This window comes from Streptosporangium jomthongense (assembly GCF_042650425.1).
GTDB lineage: Bacteria > Actinomycetota > Actinomycetes > Streptosporangiales > Streptosporangiaceae > Streptosporangium.
The window spans coordinates 434,444-451,367 of the sequence record NZ_JBHSBC010000012.1; the positions used below are offsets into that span (position 1 = coordinate 434,444).

Annotated in this window: 14 protein-coding genes; all 14 read right to left on the reverse strand. The window is 71.4% G+C overall.

The annotated features are described in order from the left end of the window. Positions 1-42: 42 nt before the first annotated feature. Entirely contained in the window at positions 43-900 is an 858-nt protein-coding gene (locus tag ACFOYY_RS13675; protein ID WP_352009008.1) for a DivIVA domain-containing protein, read from the reverse strand. 48 nt (positions 901-948) lie between these two features. Then, entirely contained in the window at positions 949-1,218 is a 270-nt protein-coding gene (locus tag ACFOYY_RS13680) for a YggT family protein (RefSeq protein WP_386190056.1), read from the reverse strand. Positions 1,219-1,321: 103 nt separating this feature from the next. Beyond that, positions 1,322-1,825: a cell division protein SepF gene (locus tag ACFOYY_RS13685; protein ID WP_352009006.1), complete on the reverse strand. Its 504-nt coding sequence runs from the start codon at positions 1,823-1,825 to the stop codon at positions 1,322-1,324. A gap of 120 nt (positions 1,826-1,945) precedes the next feature. After that, positions 1,946-2,611, reverse strand: coding sequence for a YggS family pyridoxal phosphate-dependent enzyme (locus tag ACFOYY_RS13690; RefSeq protein ID WP_352009459.1), 666 nt, complete (start codon positions 2,609-2,611; stop codon positions 1,946-1,948). Positions 2,612-2,740: 129 nt separating this feature from the next. Continuing rightward, entirely contained in the window at positions 2,741-4,144 is a 1,404-nt protein-coding gene (ftsZ, locus tag ACFOYY_RS13695; RefSeq protein WP_386189969.1) for a cell division protein FtsZ, read from the reverse strand. Between the two features lie 224 nt (positions 4,145-4,368). After that, positions 4,369-5,037 (reverse strand): cell division protein FtsQ/DivIB, encoded by a 669-nt coding sequence (locus tag ACFOYY_RS13700; protein WP_362778560.1) that lies wholly within the window; start codon positions 5,035-5,037, stop codon positions 4,369-4,371. Positions 5,038-5,068: 31 nt separating this feature from the next. Then, positions 5,069-6,475, reverse strand: a complete 1,407-nt coding sequence (murC, locus tag ACFOYY_RS13705; RefSeq protein ID WP_386189970.1) for a UDP-N-acetylmuramate--L-alanine ligase — start codon at positions 6,473-6,475, stop codon at positions 5,069-5,071. Between the two features lie 181 nt (positions 6,476-6,656). Beyond that, a complete protein-coding gene (gene murG / locus ACFOYY_RS13710; RefSeq protein WP_352009002.1) occupies positions 6,657-7,745 on the reverse strand; it encodes an undecaprenyldiphospho-muramoylpentapeptide beta-N-acetylglucosaminyltransferase in 1,089 nt (362 codons plus the stop codon). Between the two features lie 14 nt (positions 7,746-7,759). Beyond that, positions 7,760-9,070, reverse strand: a complete 1,311-nt coding sequence (ftsW, locus tag ACFOYY_RS13715) for a putative lipid II flippase FtsW (RefSeq protein ID WP_352009001.1) — start codon at positions 9,068-9,070, stop codon at positions 7,760-7,762. Next, positions 9,067-10,473, reverse strand: coding sequence for a UDP-N-acetylmuramoyl-L-alanine--D-glutamate ligase (murD, locus tag ACFOYY_RS13720; RefSeq protein ID WP_386189971.1), 1,407 nt, complete (start codon positions 10,471-10,473; stop codon positions 9,067-9,069). Before murD ends, ftsW begins: the two co-directional genes overlap by 4 nt. Continuing rightward, positions 10,455-11,513 (reverse strand): phospho-N-acetylmuramoyl-pentapeptide-transferase, encoded by a 1,059-nt coding sequence (gene mraY, locus ACFOYY_RS13725; RefSeq protein ID WP_352008999.1) that lies wholly within the window; start codon positions 11,511-11,513, stop codon positions 10,455-10,457. The genes murD and mraY overlap by 19 nt, the downstream gene beginning before the upstream one ends. After that, the gene (locus ACFOYY_RS13730) at positions 11,510-12,949 is read right to left on the reverse strand and encodes a UDP-N-acetylmuramoyl-tripeptide--D-alanyl-D-alanine ligase (RefSeq protein ID WP_386189972.1); all 1,440 of its coding nucleotides are present in this window, start codon (positions 12,947-12,949) and stop codon (positions 11,510-11,512) included. Before ACFOYY_RS13730 ends, mraY begins: the two co-directional genes overlap by 4 nt. 12 nt (positions 12,950-12,961) lie before the next feature. Beyond that, on the reverse strand, positions 12,962-14,506 hold the full coding sequence (locus ACFOYY_RS13735; RefSeq protein WP_386190057.1) for a UDP-N-acetylmuramoyl-L-alanyl-D-glutamate--2,6-diaminopimelate ligase: 1,545 nt from the start codon (positions 14,504-14,506) through the stop codon (positions 12,962-12,964). Between the two features lie 40 nt (positions 14,507-14,546). Next, entirely contained in the window at positions 14,547-16,223 is a 1,677-nt protein-coding gene (locus ACFOYY_RS13740) for a peptidoglycan D,D-transpeptidase FtsI family protein (RefSeq protein WP_449343616.1), read from the reverse strand. Positions 16,224-16,924: the final 701 nt, after the last annotated feature.

Here is a 16,924-nt window from a genome sequence, read left to right on the forward strand (position 1 = left end):
ACGGGTCAGACGGATGACCCGAAACCCTAGCGGCGGCGGTCGTCAGCGGCGGTCGTTGTGCGGGCCGTCGACTCCCTGGAAGGCGCCCGAGTGCTGCGCGGGCTCTCCGCCGAACGGGCTGGCGGCGGCCGGAATGGACGGCTGGACACCGGGGGCGCCGGCGTGGGACATCGCGGGCGGGCCGCCCACGATCGGGAACCCACCACTGCCCTCAGCGGCGACGGTCAGCTCGGCGAGCTGGTTCTCCAGGTACAGCTTCAGACGGCTGCGATACTCCCGCTCGAAGCTGCGCAGCTCCTCGACCTTGCGCTCAAGCTCGTCACGGGTCTGCACCAGCGACCCCATGGCCTGCCTGTGGCGCTCCTGGGCGTCACGCTCAAGCGTCTCGGCGCGGGCGCGGGCGTCGCCGATGACCTGCTCGGCCTGGCGGCGCGCCTTCCCGAGGATGTCGTCGGCCTCGCGGCGGGCCCTGGTCACCGTCTCGTCCGCCTCCCGGCGGGCGTCGGCGATCGCCTGGTCGGCGGTCTGCTGGGCGAGGGCGAGGACGCGCGCGGCGGTGTCCATGTTGTCCTCGGCGGGGGGCATGCCCATCGCGACGGGGACGGGCTGCTGGTGCGGCGCCGGCTCGGGGGGCCTGATCGGCTCGGGCTGCTGCATCATCATCTCGGGCTTGGGCTCGGCCACCGGGGCGGGCGCCATGGCCATGCCCATCCCGCCGGGCACCTTGCCCCTGAGGCACTCCGCCAGTTTGGCGCGGAGCTCCTCGTTCTCCTGGATGAGGCGGTCGAGCTCGGACTCGACCTCGTCGAGGAAGGCGTCAACCTCCTCCTCGTCGTAGCCCGGCCTCAGCCGGGTGGTACTGAATTGCTTGTTCCGCACATCAGCGGGCGTCAGCGGCATTTCGGTCTCCTTGGCGCGCTTGGAGTCTGTCCGGAGGACGGTACCCGATCAACGAAGCGCGGACACGAGTTGGATCAAGCCCAAGACCCCAATGAACAGCATGGTGAAGCTTAGGTCAAAGGCCACCGTACCCAACCGGAGTGGTGGAATGAAACGTCGGAGGAACTTGAGGGGTGGGTCAGTCAGTGTGTACACGACTTCCGCCAGGACCAGGACGACCCCGGTGGGACGCCACTGGCGGGCGAACGACTGCACCATCTCAAGCACGATCCTGCCGATCAGCAGAACCAGGTAGAGGGACAGGACGGCGACCACGATCTCGCTAATGATCCCCACGGCCCGTACCCACCTCCATTCCGCTGCTCCGCCGCCCCCGGTCTCGTACGGACCCGTCCGGCCGGTAACTGTTCATGGTGGAACTCTAGCTCTGGTTGAAGAACCCGCGTTCCGCTATTCGAGCCTTGTCCTCAGCGGTCACCTCGACATTGGCAGGGGACAGCAGGAACACCTTGTTGGTAACACGTTCAATGCTGCCGTGTAGGCCAAAGACAAGACCTGCCGCGAAATCCACAAGGCGCTTCGCGTCACTGTCAACCATCTCGGTCAAATTCATGATGACCGGAGTACCGTCGCGGAAATGCTCACCGATCGTACGGGCCTCGTTGTAGGTCCTGGGATGAAGCGTGGTGATGCGTGCCAGATCGGTCGTACGGCGCTCCAGAACGGCCGTCGAGGGCCTCGGGGCGGGAACCCCCGGGTCGGTCTCGTCCTCACGGTCGTGGACCGTGCCAGGCCTCTCCTCGCCGGGTCTGCGCGAGTCTTCGAAATCCTCGTACTCGTCGTCGGGATAGCTGTCGTACCTCTCATAACGGTCGTCCTCGACAAGACCGAGGTAGACCGCCATCTTGCGCATCGCGCCGGCCATCGCTACTTCTTCCTCCGCCTTACCTCGACCTGTCTGGGGCGGTAGCCGCACCCCCTTGGAGCTCACCACCGAACGACCTCTGTGTGGGCATGTGGACGCCAAGGTCCACTTGGAGGGACATTACCTGACGAAGGGCTTTCTACGACCGAGCAACGCCGTACCGACACGCAGGTGTGTCGCGCCGTTCGCGACGGCCTCCGCCAGATCACCGCTCATCCCTGCGGAGATGACGACCGCCTCCGGGTGGTCCGCCCGTACGGCCTCCGCGATCTCCCGAAGCCTCGCGAACGCCCTGCCGGGCTCCTGCCCCAGCGGTGCCACGGCCATCACCCCGCCGAGGCGTATCCCCCCGGCCTCTGCGACGGCGTCCGCCAGGGTCGTGACCTGGGCGGGAACGACCCCGCCTCGCCCCGGGTCGTCGTCCAGGGCCACCTGCACCAGACATGTGATCTCCCTGCCCGCCCGGACCGCCTCGTGGCTGAGCGCGGTCACCAGGCGTGGGCGGTCGACCGAGTGGACGACGTCCGCGTAGCCGACCACGGAACGGACCTTGTTGGTCTGCAACTGACCGATGAAGTGCCAGGTCAGCCCAAGGTCCGCACACTCGCGGGCCTTGGCGGAGGCCTCCTGGTCACGGTTCTCCCCCACGTTCCGCACCCCGAGCGACGCCAGCAGGCGCACGTCGGAGGCGGGGTAGGTCTTGCTCACCGCGACGAGCGTCAACTCCTCGCGGGTACGGCCCGCGGCCTTGCAGGCCTCGGTGATGGTCGCCTCGACCACGGCCATCCCGGCCGCGATCTCGTCACGTCGTGTTGTCTCCGTCACATCTCCGCCGCTCGAACGCTGGGAAACCGGCGGAGCCCATTCTTCCCGCCACGGCCAGGTGGCCCGTCGCCCGCCTGGCCGTGAGCAATGTCACTTCAGGAAGTCGGGGACGTCGAGCTCCTCCTCCTGCTCCTCGAAGACCACCTGACGCCGCCTGGCGGGGTCGGGGACCCTGGCGGAGATCGGGGTCGGCTGAGGCGGCTCGGGCGCCGGACGCGGGATCGACACCGGCGGGGTGAGAGGCTCCTCCGCCCTGGGCGGCTCGGCCTGCTCAGCCGCGGGCGGCGTGTGGGGAACGTGCTGGACCGGCTGGGGCGTGTGGTGCGGCGGGGTCTCCACGACGGGCGGCGGAGACGTGCTGACCACCGGCCTGACCTGGGCGGCGGACTGCTCGGCCCTCGGCTCCACCCTGGGCTCGGCCTTCACCGTCGGCGCGGGCGGGCGCATCTGCACGCCTACGGAGGGAGGCGGGGAGGCCTGGGCCGGGCGTGCCTGGGGCTGCTGACGCGGCGGTGGCTGCGCCGCGGCCTCCTTCTTGTCCTCCGCCACGGGCTCGTCGAACCCGGCCGCGATCACCGTGACACGTACCTCGTCACCCAGGGCGTCGTCGATGACCGTACCGAAGATGATGTTGGCGTCGGGCGCCGCCGCGTTCGAGACGAGCTGGGCCGCCTCGTTGATCTCGAAGAGACCGAGGTCGGAGCCGCCCGCGATCGACAGCAGCACACCGTGCGCGCCGTCGATGCTGGCCTCAAGCAGCGGGCTGGAGACGGCCATCTCCGCCGCCGCGACCGACCGGTCGTCGCCACGCGCGTGCCCGATGCCCATCAGGGCCGAGCCCGCCCCGGACATGACCGACTTCACGTCGGCGAAGTCCAGGTTGATCAGACCGGGGGTGGTGATCAGGTCGGTGATGCCCTGGACACCCGAGAGCAGCACCTGGTCGGCCGCCTTGAAGGCGTCGAGCACGCTCACCTGCCGGTCGGAGATCGACAGCAACCGGTCGTTGGGGATCACGATGAGGGTGTCGACCTCCTCGCGGAGCGTCTCGATGCCCGCCTCGGCCTGCATCGCCCGGCGCCTGCCCTCGAAGCTGAAGGGCCGGGTCACCACACCGATGGTCAGCGCGCCGAGGGAGCGCGCGATGTTGGCCACGACCGGAGCGCCGCCCGTGCCCGTGCCACCGCCCTCTCCGGCGGTGACGAACACCATGTCGGCGCCCTTGATGACCTCTTCGATCTCCTCACGGTGGTCCTCGGCCGCCTTGCGCCCGACTTCGGGGTTGGCCCCCGCGCCGAGGCCGCGGGTGAGTTCGCGTCCGACGTCGAGCTTGACGTCGGCGTCACTCATCAGCAGCGCCTGGGCGTCGGTATTGATGGCGATGAACTCGACGCCCTTGAGTCCCTCCTCGATCATCCGGTTGACGGCGTTGACTCCGCCTCCGCCGATTCCTACAACCTTGATGACCGCGAGGTAGTTCTGCGGTGCTGCCACGACGAGGGGCCTTTCCGCTCGTTGACTTGCCATTTCATGCGGCACGGGGCCCGTGCCGTCGTTTCCAAAACCCTCACCCTCAAGTTGAGATTTAGATTTATGTCAACCTGAGGAGTGATACGGACAGTAGGAGTTGCCTCCAGGTGGGTCAACTAACCGCGCCGCAAGGCGTGTCCGGCGTGTCGCGGGCCGTCCTTTTCCCGGAAGGCCCGTCCTGCCGTGGATCACTTCACCGTCACGACGTCCGGAGAGCTCACGTCGTAGCTGTCTGCAGGACGTTTCAGCAGCGTGAGGAGGATGTCCGCCTTGTCGGCCGGACGGTCGGGACCTCCCCACACGACCTCCCTGCCGTCCTTGAGGCGCAGCGAGACCGTCTCCGACGAGGGCGCGAGAACCTCCGCCACCCTCGGGGCCAGACTCGGCGGCAGCGCGCCTATGACGCTCAGCGCGGCCAACGTGGCCGGGTCGCCCGTCTGCGGACGGTCGACCCGCAGCAGCGGAAGCATCGGCGGCCTGGTGGCCGCGACCTCGGTGACCACGCCGTGCCGGTCCACGACCGCGAACTTCCCGCCGACCGGGATCGCCGCCACCGGCTCGCGCTCGACCACCTTCACCCTCAGGGTGCCCGGCCAGTCCCGGCTGACCGAGGCCGACTCGATCTGCCTGATCCGCCTGAGCCTGCCCGTGACCTCGGCCACGTCGACGGTGGCCAGCGGCGCGCCGTCGGCCACCCCCGTCGCCTGCCGGATCTGCTCGGCGGGGACGGTCAGGTTGCCGACCACCTGGATGTCCCGCACCCCCAGGACAGGGGAGAGGAACACCAGCCAGGCGGCGCTGCCGACCACCCCCGCCGTGAGCAGCGCCAGGAAGGCGGGCCGCCACACGCCGTTCACCGCCTCACCCCGTCCCGCCCCCCGGCCCGGGTCACCGTACGGCCAGCTCCGCCACGATCAGGGGGCCGAGTTCGGTCACGTCACCGGCGCCCATGGTGAGCACGATGTCGCCCGGCCTGGCACGCCCGGCGACCAGGGCGGGGACGCTCTCCCGCTGCGGCGCGTAGACCACCTGTTCCCCGGGGAGCGGCACCCTTTCCGCGACCATGGCGCCGGAGACACCCGGTTCCGGATCCTCGCGGGCGCCGTAGACGTCCAGGACGACCGCCTCGTCGGCCAGGCCGAGGGCGACGCCGAACTCGTCGGCGAAGAACCTGGTGCGCGAGTAGAGGTGGGGCTGGAAGACCGCGATCACCCGCCCCGAACCGGAGAAGGACGCCACGACGTCACGCGCCGCCCGCAGGTCGGCCGCCAGCTCGGTCGGGTGGTGGGCGTAGCTGTCGAAGACCGCCACTCCCCCCGCCTCGCCCTTGGCCTCGAAACGGCGCTTGGCCCCGGTGAAGGCGGCCAGCCCGTCCCGGATCTCGTCGAAGGACACCCCGAGCTCCGCCGCGACCGCGACGGCCGCCGCGGCGTTGAGCGCGTTGTGACGGCCCGGGACCGAGAGCCTGACCTCCCCGTGGTCGACGATCGTGAAGCACACGCCCAGACCGTCGGGGACGACATCGGTGATCCTGAGGTCCGCCTCCTCCGCCACGCCGTACGTGGTCACCTTCAGGCCGCGCGCGCGGGCGATCGGGATGAGGGCCGCCGAGCCGGGGTCGTCGGCACAGACGATCATCGATCGTCCTACCCGCTCGGTGAACCTGGCGAAGCTGTCGTACACCGCCCTGGGGTCGCCGTAGTTGTCCAGGTGATCCGGCTCGACGTTGGTCACCACCGCGATGTCGGGGGCCAGCATGAGGAAGGAGCCGTCGCTCTCGTCGGCCTCGGCGACGAACACCCCGCCCGCGCCCTCGTCCGCGCCGAGACCGGTGGTCACCAGCTGGCCGCCGACGCAGTAGGACGGGTCGGTGCCGCACTTCTGCAGCGCGACCGTGAGCATCGAGGTCGTGGTGGTCTTGCCGTGGGTCCCCGCAACGGCGATCCCGGTACGGCCCGCCATGACGGAGGCCAGCGCGGCGGCCCTGGGGATCACCCGCAACCCCTGCCGCAGCGCCTCGCCGAGTTCGGGGTTGGAGTCGCGGATCGCGGTCGAGACCACGACGGTGTCGACGTTCTTGATGTGCGAGGCGGCGTGACCGATGTGGATCCTGCCGCCCAGCTCGCGCAGCTCGGTCACCAGCTCCGAGCCGCGCGAGTCGCTGCCCGAGACGGGCACGCCGCGCTTGAGCAGGATGCGGGCGATGCCGGACATCCCCGCGCCGCCGATCCCGATGAAGTGCACCCGGCCGAGATCCTCGGCCGCGACCGGGTCGACCAGTTTGACCAGGCTCATCGCTCGTCCGCCCCTCCTCGTCCGCCGCGCGGGCGTTCCCGCCCTTCGAGGACCCGCCTTCCCGCCATGAACCGCTCCCCCCGCTCGCTCACTCCGCGGTCGGCCTCGTCCCTCAGCCGACCACTCCACTCACTCCGCCGGGCTCGTTCCCGCCCGTGGGTCACTCCCGCTCGCTCCCGGCTCACCGCTTCGCCTCTGCCGCGATCTGCAGCACCCTGCGGGCGAGCGTCACGTCGGCGTCCTTGCGGCCCATCCGCACCGCGGCCTCCGACATGGCGACCACGCGCTCGGGGTCGGACAGGATCGGCAGCACGTTCTGGATGATCCACTCCGGCGACAGGTCCGCGTCGTCGACCATGAGACCGCCGCCCGCCTGCACGATCGGCTCGGCGTTGAGCCGCTGCTCGCCGTTGCCGTGCGGAAGCGGGATGTAGGCCGCGGGCAGGCCGACGGCGGTCAGCTCGGCGCAGGTCATCGCGCCGCTCCGGCACAGCGCGAAGTCGGCCGCCGCGTAGGCCAGGTCCATCCGGTCGACGTACTGCAGCACGACGTACTGCGGGTCACCGCGAGGAGGCTCGTACTCCAGTGTGTTCTTCGGGCCGATGACGTGCAGCACCTGCACCCCCGCCCGGCGCAGCGCGGCGGCGGCGCCCAGGGCGGCCCCGTTGAGGGACCGCGCGCCCTGCGAGCCGCCGGTGACCAGCAGCGTCGGCAGGTCGGCCTCAAGACCGAACCAGGAACGCGCCTTGTCCCCCATGGAGAGCCGGTCCAGCCCCACGATCTCCCGGCGAAGCGGGATGCCCACGTGCTGCGCCTTGGGCAGCGGCGTGTTCGGGTGCCCGGTGAACACGTGGTCGGTGAGCCGGGCGCCCAGCCGGTTGGCCAGGCCCGGCCTCGGGTTGGCCTCGTGGACCACGATCGGCACACCACGTCTGCGCGCCCCCAGGTAGGCGGGGGTCGCCACGTAACCGCCGAAGCCGACCAGCACGTCGGCCTGGACCCGCTCCATGATGCTCGCGGCCGTGTTGATGGCCCCGGCCAGGCGTCCCGGCACGGTGAGCAGCTGGGGCGTGAGGGCCCTGGGCAGCGGGACGGCGGGCACGAGCTGTAGCTCGTAGCCCCGGGCGGGCACCAGCCTGGTCTCCAGGCCGCGCTCGGTGCCGAGGCAGGTGATCCCGATGTTCGGGTCCAGTTGGCGCAGCGCGTCGGCCAGAGCCAGCGCCGGTTCGATGTGACCGGCCGTCCCGCCGCCTGCGAGGACCACCCTCATGTCGGTCCTTTCACTTATCGTCTCTCTCGGGCCGGCCGTCGTTTCCGCGCCGGACCACCCAGGCCAAGCCAGCTTAGGCCCCGCGCAACCGGTCCGGGGCCACGCAGGGCGAGAGCCTCGCGCGCTCCGGGTTCCTGTTTGGCGAAGGAGAGCAGCATGCCGAGGGCGGCCAGGGTCGGCAGAAGCGCCGACCCTCCGTAGGACACCAGGGGCAACGGGATGCCGGTGATGGGCAGCACCCCGATGACCGCCCCGATGTTCACGATCGCCTGCCCGGCGATCCAGGCGACGGCGGCCGCGGAGGCCAGACGGACGAAGGGGTCCTTGACCCTGGTCGCCACCCGCAGTCCCGCGTAGCCGAGCAGACCGAACAGGGCGATCACCACGAGGGTGCCCATCAGGCCGAGTTCCTCACCGAGGATGGAGAAGATGAAGTCGCTCTCCGCGTGCGGGAGTCTGCCCCACTTCGCCCTGCTCGACCCGAGCCCCAGCCCGAACCAGCCGCCGCTGCCGATCGCGATCTGTCCCTGGACCGCCTGGTAGCCGGTCGTCTGCGCGTTGGCCCACGGGTTGAGCCAGCCCTCGATGCGGTCCGAGCGGTAGCCCTCGGTGCTGATCATGATGACGGTCGCGAGCGAGGCGACCGCCAGTACGCCGCCGAACAGCCGCAGCGGGGCGCCGACCACCCACAGCAGCGACAGGAAGATCAACAGCAGCACCAGCGTGGTGCCGAGGTCGCTGCCCAGCATGACCATGACGGCCAGGATCACGGTGCCCGGCATCAGCGGGATGAACAGGTTGCGCCACTCGATCATCCCGCCCCGCGCCTTGCGGGCCAGCAGGTCGGCGCCCCACAGCAGCAGCCCCAGCTTGGCCGGCTCCGAGGGCTGCAGATAGACGGGGCCCAGGTCGATCCAGCGCTGCGCGCCGAGCTGGGAGGTGCCGACGAACAGCACCAGGACCAGCGCGAGCACCGACAGGACCATCAACGGGTATCCGGCGAGCCTGAAGAACCGCTGGGGCAGCAGCGAGCAGATCCACATGAGCGGGATGCCGAGGCCGACCGAGATCGACTGCTTGAAGAACCAGTAAAACGGGCTCCCCATCTCCTGCATGGCCTCGATGCTCGACGCGGAGAGCACCATCATCAGACCCAGGGCCAGCAGCAGCGCACTGCAGCCGAGGATCAGATAGTAGGAGGTCAGGGGACGGTTGAGCAGCTCACGGAAGGCGGTCAGGTGCTCGTGTGTCCTCGCCGTCCCCCCGGCCTCCGCGCGGCGCGCGGTCCTGCGGCGACCGACGTCCTCCTGCGCCGCGGTGCTCACTCCGGCCCGCCGTCACGTCCGTCCGCGAGCCGGTGTACGGCCCGCGCGAACGCCTCCCCCCTCGCTGGGTAGCCGGCGAACATGTCGAGGGAGGCTCCCGCCGGAGCCAGCAGCACGGTGTCCCCGGGGGCTGCGAGCCTGGCGGCTTCGGTGACGACGCGGTCCATGACCCCAGTGTCTTGCCCCGCCACCTCAACCACCGGAACATTCTCGGCGTGTCGCGCCAGAGCCTGACGAATTCGCTCACGGTCGGCACCCAGCAGCACCGCGCCACGCAGGCGGGGGGCGGCCCGCCGTACCAGGTCGTCCACCTCGGCGCCCTTGAGCTGCCCTCCGGCGACCCAGACGATCGACGGGTAGGCGGCCAGGGAGGCCGCGGCGGCGTGCGGGTTGGTCGCCTTGGAGTCGTCCACGTAGTCGACCTCGCCGATCCGGGCGACGTGCGCGATCCTGTGCGGGTCGGGGACGAAGTCCAGCAGGCCCCGCCGTACGGCCTCGGGGGGGACCCCGTAGGACCTGGCCAGCGCCGCGGCGGCCAGGGCGTTGGCCACGTTGTGCGGCGCGAAGGGCCTGACGTCGGACAGGGAGGCGAGTTCCTCGGCCGCACGGACCGGGTCGGCCACGAAGGCCCGGTCGACGAGCAGGTCCTCGACCACCCCGACCTGTCCCGGCCCCGGCACGCCGAGGGTGAACCCCACCGCCCGCCCCTCCCCCAGGTACGGCAGCGCCAGCCGGGCGGGCCAGTCGTCGTCGGCGTTGTAGACGACCGTGCCCGCCCTGGCGAAGATCTCCCCCTTGACCCGGGCGTACTCCTCAAGGGAGCCGTGCCAGTCGATGTGGTCGGGGGCGACGTTGAGCAGGGCCGCGGCGTGCGGGGCCAGACCCGGCGAGCGGTGCAGCTGGAAGCTGGACAACTCGACCGCCAGTACGTCCCAGGGGCCGGTGACCGCCTCGACGACGGGGGTGCCGACGTTGCCGACGGCCAGCGCCCGGTGCCCGGCGGCCTTCAGCATCGAGGTGAGCATCCTGACCGCGGTGGTCTTGCCGTTGGTGCCGGTCAGCGCCAGCCACGGCGCGGCGCCCTCGGGCCGCAGCCGCCAGGCCAGCTCGACCTCGCTGACGACCTCGACGCCCGCCCGCGCCGCGGCGAGCATCAACGGGTGACCCGGCGGCCAGCCGGTGGTGACCACCAGGCCGGTGCCTTCGGGAAGCTCCTGCGTGGAGGCGCCGAGGCGGACCTCGACGCCCGCCTCGGCCAGCTCGGCCGCGGTCTTCCTGACCCGTTCGCCGTCGCCGCTCTCGACGACGACCACCTTCTCTCCCCTGGCGGCCATGGCACGGGCGGCGGCGGCGCCCGAGACGCCGAGTCCGGCGACGCAGATCATCACTGCTTCGGCATCCATTCCACGTAGAACAGCCCGAGACCGGCGGCGGCGCACAGGGCCGCGATGAGCCAGAAACGGACCACGATGGTCGTCTCTGCCCAGCCGGACAACTCGAAGTGGTGCTGGAGGGGGGCCATTCTGAAGACGCGTTTACCCGTCATCTTGAACGAGCCCACCTGGATGATCACCGACAGGGTGATGAGCACGCACATACCGGCCAGGATGATCAGCAGGAGCTGGGTGCGGGTGGTGATGGCCAGGCCCGCGATCACACCGCCCAGCGCCAGCGACCCGGTGTCGCCCATGAAGATCTTGGCGGGCGGGGCGTTCCACCACAGGAAGCCCAGCAACGCGCCGAGTACGGCCGCCGCGACGACGGCCACGTCCAGCGGATCACGGACCCAGTAGCAGTTGGGACCGAGCTGGGTGGTGCAGTTGTTGCGCAGCTGCCAGTTGCCGATCAGGACGTAGGAGGCGAGCACGACGCCGGTCGCGCCGCTGGCCAGGCCGTCCAGGCCGTCGGTGAGGTTCACCGCGTTCGAGAAGCCCACGATCATGATGAGCACCCAGATCGTGAACCCGACGATGCCGATGGAGGGCCCGAAGTCCCGCAGGAACGACACGCGGGTGTCGGCCGGGGTGATCAGGTGGCCGTCGGGGAAGCGGGTCACCAGGATCGCGAAGACGGCGCCGACGATGAGCTGGCCCAGGGCCTTGGCGCCGCTGCGCAGGCCGAGGCTGCGCTGCTTGTAGATCTTGATGAAGTCGTCGAGGAAACCGACCGCGCCCAGGCCCGTCATCAGGAACAGCACCAGGCTCGCGGAGGGGGTCGGCAGGGTCCTGCTGTACAGGTGGGCGCAGGTGAAGCCGAGCAGCGCCGCGATCACGATGACGGTTCCGCCCATGGTCGGCGTGCCGCGCTTGTCGTGGTGGCCGGAGGGCCCCTCCTCACGGATGCTCTGGCCGTAGCCTCGCCTGGAGAACAGACGGATCGCCAGCGGAGTGCCGAACATCGACAGCAGCAGTCCGACCGCCGCCGCGATGAGGATCTCCATCATTGGCGCTCACCCCCGGTCAGGGCCTGCGCGACGCGTTCGAGGCCGGTGACGCGCGGCCCCTTGATCAGCACCACGTCCCCTGGGGCGAGCAGCGCCTCGAGCCCGGCCGAGGCCTCCTCGACGTCGGCCACGTGAACGACTCTGGTCGGTCTTCCCGGCAGCGCCTGCCGAGGTGCCCCCGGTGGTGCCCCCGCCTCGGGCGCGTCCGTGACGGACGCCGCGCCCGCCAGGACCGGGGCGGCGTCGGAGCCGACCACGAACAGGGCCTCCAGGCCCGAGCTCGCGGCCATCCGCCCGACCTCGGCGTTCAGCGCGTCGCCGTCCTCACCGAGCTCCCGCAGGGCGGCGATGACCGCGAACCTGCGCCTGCCGCCCGCCAGGGCGTCCAGGGCGCCGAAGGCCGCGCGCATGGAGTCGGGGTTGGCGTTGTAGGCGTCGTTGATCACGGTGACGCCGTCCGGCCTGTCGCTGACCGCCATCCGCCAGCGGCTGCGCGGCTCGGCCTCTGACAGTTCCTCGGCGATGGCGGCGACCGGCAGGCCGAGCTCGTAGGCGACGGCCGCGGCGGCCAGCGCGTTCTCCACTGCGTGCTCGCCGTACAGACGCAGGGCGACCGGCGCGGTCCCCGACGGGGTGCGCAGCGTGAAACGGGCACGGCCCCGCTCGTCGAGGGTCACCTCCTCGGCGCGCACCGCCGCCCGCGGCCCCCTGCCGAACCAGGTGACGCGGGCGGCGGTGCGCCCGGCCATCCCGGCGACCAGCGGGTCGTCGGCGTTCAGTACGGCCACGCCGTCCGCGGGCAGTGCCTCGACCAGCTCACCCTTGGCCTGCGCGATGGCCTCCTTGCCGCCGAAGACGCCCAGGTGGGCGGTTCCGACGTTGAGGACGACACCGATCCTGGGCGGCGCGACGCGGGCGAGGTCCGCGATGTGACCCGCGTGCCTGGCGCTGAGTTCGAGCACCAGGTAACGGGTCTCCTCATCGGCCCTCATGACGGTCAGGGGGTGGCCGATCTCGTTGTTGAACGACTCGACGGGGGCGATCGTCGGACCGAGCCTGGCGGCGAGCCGGGCCAGCAGGTCCTTGGTCGTGGTCTTGCCCGCCGACCCGGTCACGCCGATGACGGTGGCCAGCGGCAGCTCGGCGGCCACGGCGCTGGCCAGCGCGGCGAGCGCCGCCAGGATGTCGCCGACGACGACCGCGGGGGCGTCGACGGGCCTGGAGGCCAGAACCGCGGTGGCTCCCGCCTCGACGGCCCCGGCTGCGAAGTCGTGCCCGTCCGCCCGCGTGCCCTTGATTGCCACGAACAGCGACCCCGGCTCCACGGCCCGGGAGTCGATGACGACCGGGCCGCGCACCACGGCACGGGGATCGGCCATGCCGGCGAGGGCGCCCGAGGTGATCTCGGCGATCCTGGCCAGCGGCAACGGGATCATGATGAGTCTTCCCTACTCTCCATACGTGCTTGCGTGCCCGGGCCGGTCGCGTCGCCTGACGATCGCGTCGGCGACGACCCGCCTGTCGTCGAACGGGAGCACCTGGTCCCCGACGTACTGGCCCTGTTCGTGCCCCTTGCCCGCCACGACGACGACGTCGCCGTGGCCCGCCCCGGCGACGGCGAGGTCGATGGCGGCGGCCCGGTCCGGCTCAATGATCACATGTGCGCGTTCGTGCGGGGACACGGCGAGGGCCCCGTCCAGCATCTCGGCGAGGATCCGCAGCGGGTCCTCGGAGCGCGGGTTGTCACTGGTGAGGATGGCCACGTCCGCGAGCCTGGCCGCCGCCTCCCCCATCATCGGCCGTTTGCCCTTGTCGCGGTCACCGCCGCAGCCGAGCACCACGGTCAGCCTGCCCGTGGTGACCTCGCGCAGGGCGTTCAGCACCGACTCGACCGCGCCGGGTTTGTGGGAGTAGTCGACGATCGCCTGGAAACCGTCGCCGCCCGGCACCCGTTCCATCCGGCCCGGCACCCCGGTCAGCGTCGCGACGCCCGCGATCGCGGCGCGCAGCGGCGCCCCCGACTCGACGAGGGCGACGATCGCGCCCAGCGCGTTGGCGACGTTGAACGGCCCCGGCAGGGCCACCGTCGCCTCCTCCTCGACACCTCCCGGGCCCACCACGCGGAAGGCGCTGCCCTCGGCGTCCAGGCGGACGTCCACTGCCCGCCAGTCGGCCTCGGCCGCGCCCGACGCGGAGAAGGTGGTCATCGGGATCTTGCCGACGGCCAGGAGCTCCCGGCCGTGGGCGTCGTCGATGTTGACGACACCCACCCGGCTCATCTCCGGGGTGAAGAGCCGGGTCTTGGCGGCGAAGTAGTCGTCGAGGTCCTTGTGGAAGTCGAGGTGGTCCTGCGACAGGTTGGTGAACAGCGCGACGTCGTAGAAGACCCCGTCGACGCGGCCCAGCGCCAGGGCGTGGCTTGAGACCTCCATCGCCGCCGCCGTCACGCCCTGCTCCCGCATGAGGGCGAACAATCCCTGCAGGTCGCTGGCCTCGGGAGTGGTGAGCTTCGGGGTGAGGCACAGCTCGCCCGCGTGGATCTCGACGCCGCCGATCAGGCCCGCCCGGTGGCCCGCGGCCCGCAGCCCCGCCTCCAGCATGAAGGCGATCGTGGACTTGCCGCTTGTCCCGGTCACACCGATGACCGTCACGGCGTCGGCGGGCCTGCCGTACACCCAGACGGCGACCCTGCCGAGGACGGCGCGCGGGTCCGGCACGACGAGGACGGGCAGGCCGGTCGCGGCCGCCGCCTCACGCCCGTCGGGGTCGGTCAGGATCGCGCAGGCTCCCGCGGCCAGAGCCTGCGCGGAGAAGTCCGCGCCGTGGGAGGTGTTTCCCGGCAGGGCCACGTAGAGATCGCCGCGCTGGACCTGACGCGAGTCGATGGTGACCCCGGAGACCGGGGCCAGCGGCGCCCGTGACGCGCCCGAGGGCACGCCGAGCAGGCTCGCCAGTCCCGAGAGCGGGCGGGATGAGTTGTTCGAAGGTCGCATGGACGACGGGAAACGCACGGCGAGAGCGTACCTTCCCTGCTCATTCCCCGGCGCGTATCCGCACCGCGGGCGGCTTGGTTCCGGTCGGCGGGATCTTCTTGCTCTTCAACGCGAACGTCATCACTTTCTTGAAGACGGGAGCGGCGATCTCCCCACCGTAGTACCCCCTGTGGGGGTCCTGGACCACCGCGAGAACGACCAGGCGGGGCTTGTCCGCGGGGGCGAAGCCCACGAATGTCGCAGTGTATCCACAGTAGCCCTGACATTTGGCGTCATAGCGCATCGCGGTACCGGTCTTACCGGCCACACGGTAACCGTCGATGGCGGCGAGGTTACCGGTGCCCTCCTCGCTCACGGCGGCCTCGAGCATGCCCGAGATCTGCGCCGCGGTGTCCTGCCCGATCACCCGGGTCCGCCCGGCGGGCGCGGCGGGGGTGAAGGCGCCCTCTGCGCCGGTCGTCCCCGCCACGATCTGCGGGGTCACGCGTACCCCGCCGTTGGCGATGGTCTGGTAGACGCTGGCGGTCTGCAGCGCGGTCACCGAGACGCCCTGGCCGTAGGCGACCGTGCAGCGCTGGCTGCCCGACCACTTGCGCCAGTCGGGCAGCAGTCCCGCCTCCTCGCCCGGCAGGCCGGTGCCCGGCCTGGTGCCGAAGCCGAAGCGCTTCAGCATCTCGTAGAGCTTCTGGTCGCCGACCTTCTGCGCGGCCAGGATCGTGCCGACGTTGCTCGAAGTGGCCACGACACCGGAGAAGGTCAGCCGCTCGACCGGGTGCGGATGGGAGTCCCTGAGCACCTGGTCGGCGCAGCGGATGTTGTCCCTGACCGAGAACACGCTGTCCGGGTTGACCGCCCCGGACTCCAGGGCGGCCGCGGCCGTGATGACCTTGTTGGTGCTGCCCGGCTCGAACACGTCCGTCACCGAGCGGTTGACCCAGTCCTCCGGAGCGGTCTTCTGCCAGTTCTTCAGGTCGAGCTCGGGCGCGTTGGCCATGGCGAGCACGTGCCCGCTCTGCGCGTCCAGGACGATGGCGCTGCCCGTGCGCGCGCCGACGGCCTTGACCTGGTCGGCGATGGCCTTCTGCGCGGCCCACTGGATGTCGCGGTCGATGGTCAGGCGCACGCTCCCGCCGTCCACCGGCGTCTGCAGCGTGCTGCCGGTCATCGGGATGCGCTGCCCCCCGGCGCCCGTCTCGACGAGTTGCTCCCCGTCACGGCCCGCGAGCAGTTTGTTGTAGGTGCTCTCCAGCCCGCTCAGGCCGCTGCCGTCGGCGCCGATGAAGCCCAGCAGGGTGCCCGCGAGGTTACCGCCCGGGTAGTCGCGCCGGTAACGGTGCTTGCTGCCGACGCCCTTGAAGTCACGGTCCATGATCCGCTGGGCGACGACGGGGTCGACCGCCGCCGCCACCTGCTGGTAGCGGCCGCCCGCGGCGAACTTCGCCATGATCTGCTCTTTGGGCACGCTGAGTTCCGCGGCCAGGGCCGTGGCCACCCGGTCGCGCTGCTGCGGGGTGGTCACCACGCCGGGGTCGACGAAGATCTCGCGCGCCTCCAGGGTCAGCGCGAGTTCGTGGCCGTTGACATCGGTGATCGCCCCACGCCGTGCGGGCAGCTTCTCCGGCCTGATCCGCTCGGCCGCCTTGGCCGCGTAGACCTTGGAGTCGAGGCCCTGGAGCTGGATCAGCCGCCCGGCGAAGATGGACAGCACGAAGGTCATCCCGATCAGGCCGATGCTGATCCGCCGTCCCGGGTTGCCCAGGCGCAGTACGGCCGGCGGACGCGCCGGAGGCCTGCCCCTGCCGGAGCCGGGATCACCCGTCCAGCCGGCTCTGGAGACGAGCCCCTGGACCATCTGGGAGAAGGGTGAGGGTCGCGGAGGCCTGCGGCCTCGCGGCGGGCCCGGTCTGCCCGGTGCCTCCGCGCGTGCCTGCCCCGCCGCCCTCGGTCGCGCGGGGCCGCCGCCCACCGGCCCCGGCCCGGACGCCGGCGTCCGGCGCGCCTGGCGTGCCTGCCCGGGGGGAGGGGCCTCCGCCCGTGACCCGGTCGTTCTGGGGCCCGCCGGCCTGCCGCCCCGCGTGGAGCCGTCCTGGGGGGTTGCCTGGCGCGGACGGCCCGGCTGCCCGTTCGCGGGCCTGCCCGCAGACCCACTCTGAGGTCCGCCCCGGCCGGCGGCCGTTCCTGACGCGGCCTGCCCGCCGGCTGGGACCCGGTGCCCCTGTTCGGGGAAGCGCCCTTGGAACCGCCCTGCTTACCGGGAACACCCGGCCTGCCCGATGCGCCCTCCGGGCGGCCCTGCCTGCCGGAGCCGCCCTGGGCTCCCTGCCCGCCCTGCCGTGCCGTACCGCCCGGCCTGCCGGTCGAGCCGTCGGGGCGTGACCTGCCCGTACCGTCCTTACGGCCGGGGGCGCCTGGCCGTCC

What these genes read in the sequence shown, in the direction of transcription:
- ACFOYY_RS13675 (WP_352009008.1), bottom strand. Translation starts at nt 900, where the DNA reads ATGCCGCTGACGCCCGCTGATGTGCGGAACAAGCAATTCAGTACCACC.
- ACFOYY_RS13685 (WP_352009006.1), bottom strand. Translation starts at nt 1,825, where the DNA reads ATGGCCGGCGCGATGCGCAAGATGGCGGTCTACCTCGGTCTTGTCGAG.
- ACFOYY_RS13690 (WP_352009459.1), bottom strand. Translation starts at nt 2,611, where the DNA reads ATGGCCGTGGTCGAGGCGACCATCACCGAGGCCTGCAAGGCCGCGGGC.
- murC (WP_386189970.1), bottom strand. Translation starts at nt 6,475, where the DNA reads ATGAGCCTGGTCAAACTGGTCGACCCGGTCGCGGCCGAGGATCTCGGC.
- murG (WP_352009002.1), bottom strand. Translation starts at nt 7,745, where the DNA reads ATGAGGGTGGTCCTCGCAGGCGGCGGGACGGCCGGTCACATCGAACCG.
- murD (WP_386189971.1), bottom strand. Translation starts at nt 10,473, where the DNA reads ATGGATGCCGAAGCAGTGATGATCTGCGTCGCCGGACTCGGCGTCTCG.
- mraY (WP_352008999.1), bottom strand. Translation starts at nt 11,513, where the DNA reads ATGATGGAGATCCTCATCGCGGCGGCGGTCGGACTGCTGCTGTCGATG.
- ACFOYY_RS13730 (WP_386189972.1), bottom strand. Translation starts at nt 12,949, where the DNA reads ATGATCCCGTTGCCGCTGGCCAGGATCGCCGAGATCACCTCGGGCGCC.
- ACFOYY_RS13735 (WP_386190057.1), bottom strand. Translation starts at nt 14,506, where the DNA reads ATGCGACCTTCGAACAACTCATCCCGCCCGCTCTCGGGACTGGCGAGC.
- ACFOYY_RS13740 (WP_449343616.1), bottom strand. Translation starts at nt 16,223, where the DNA reads ATGACCTTCGTGCTGTCCATCTTCGCCGGGCGGCTGATCCAGCTCCAG.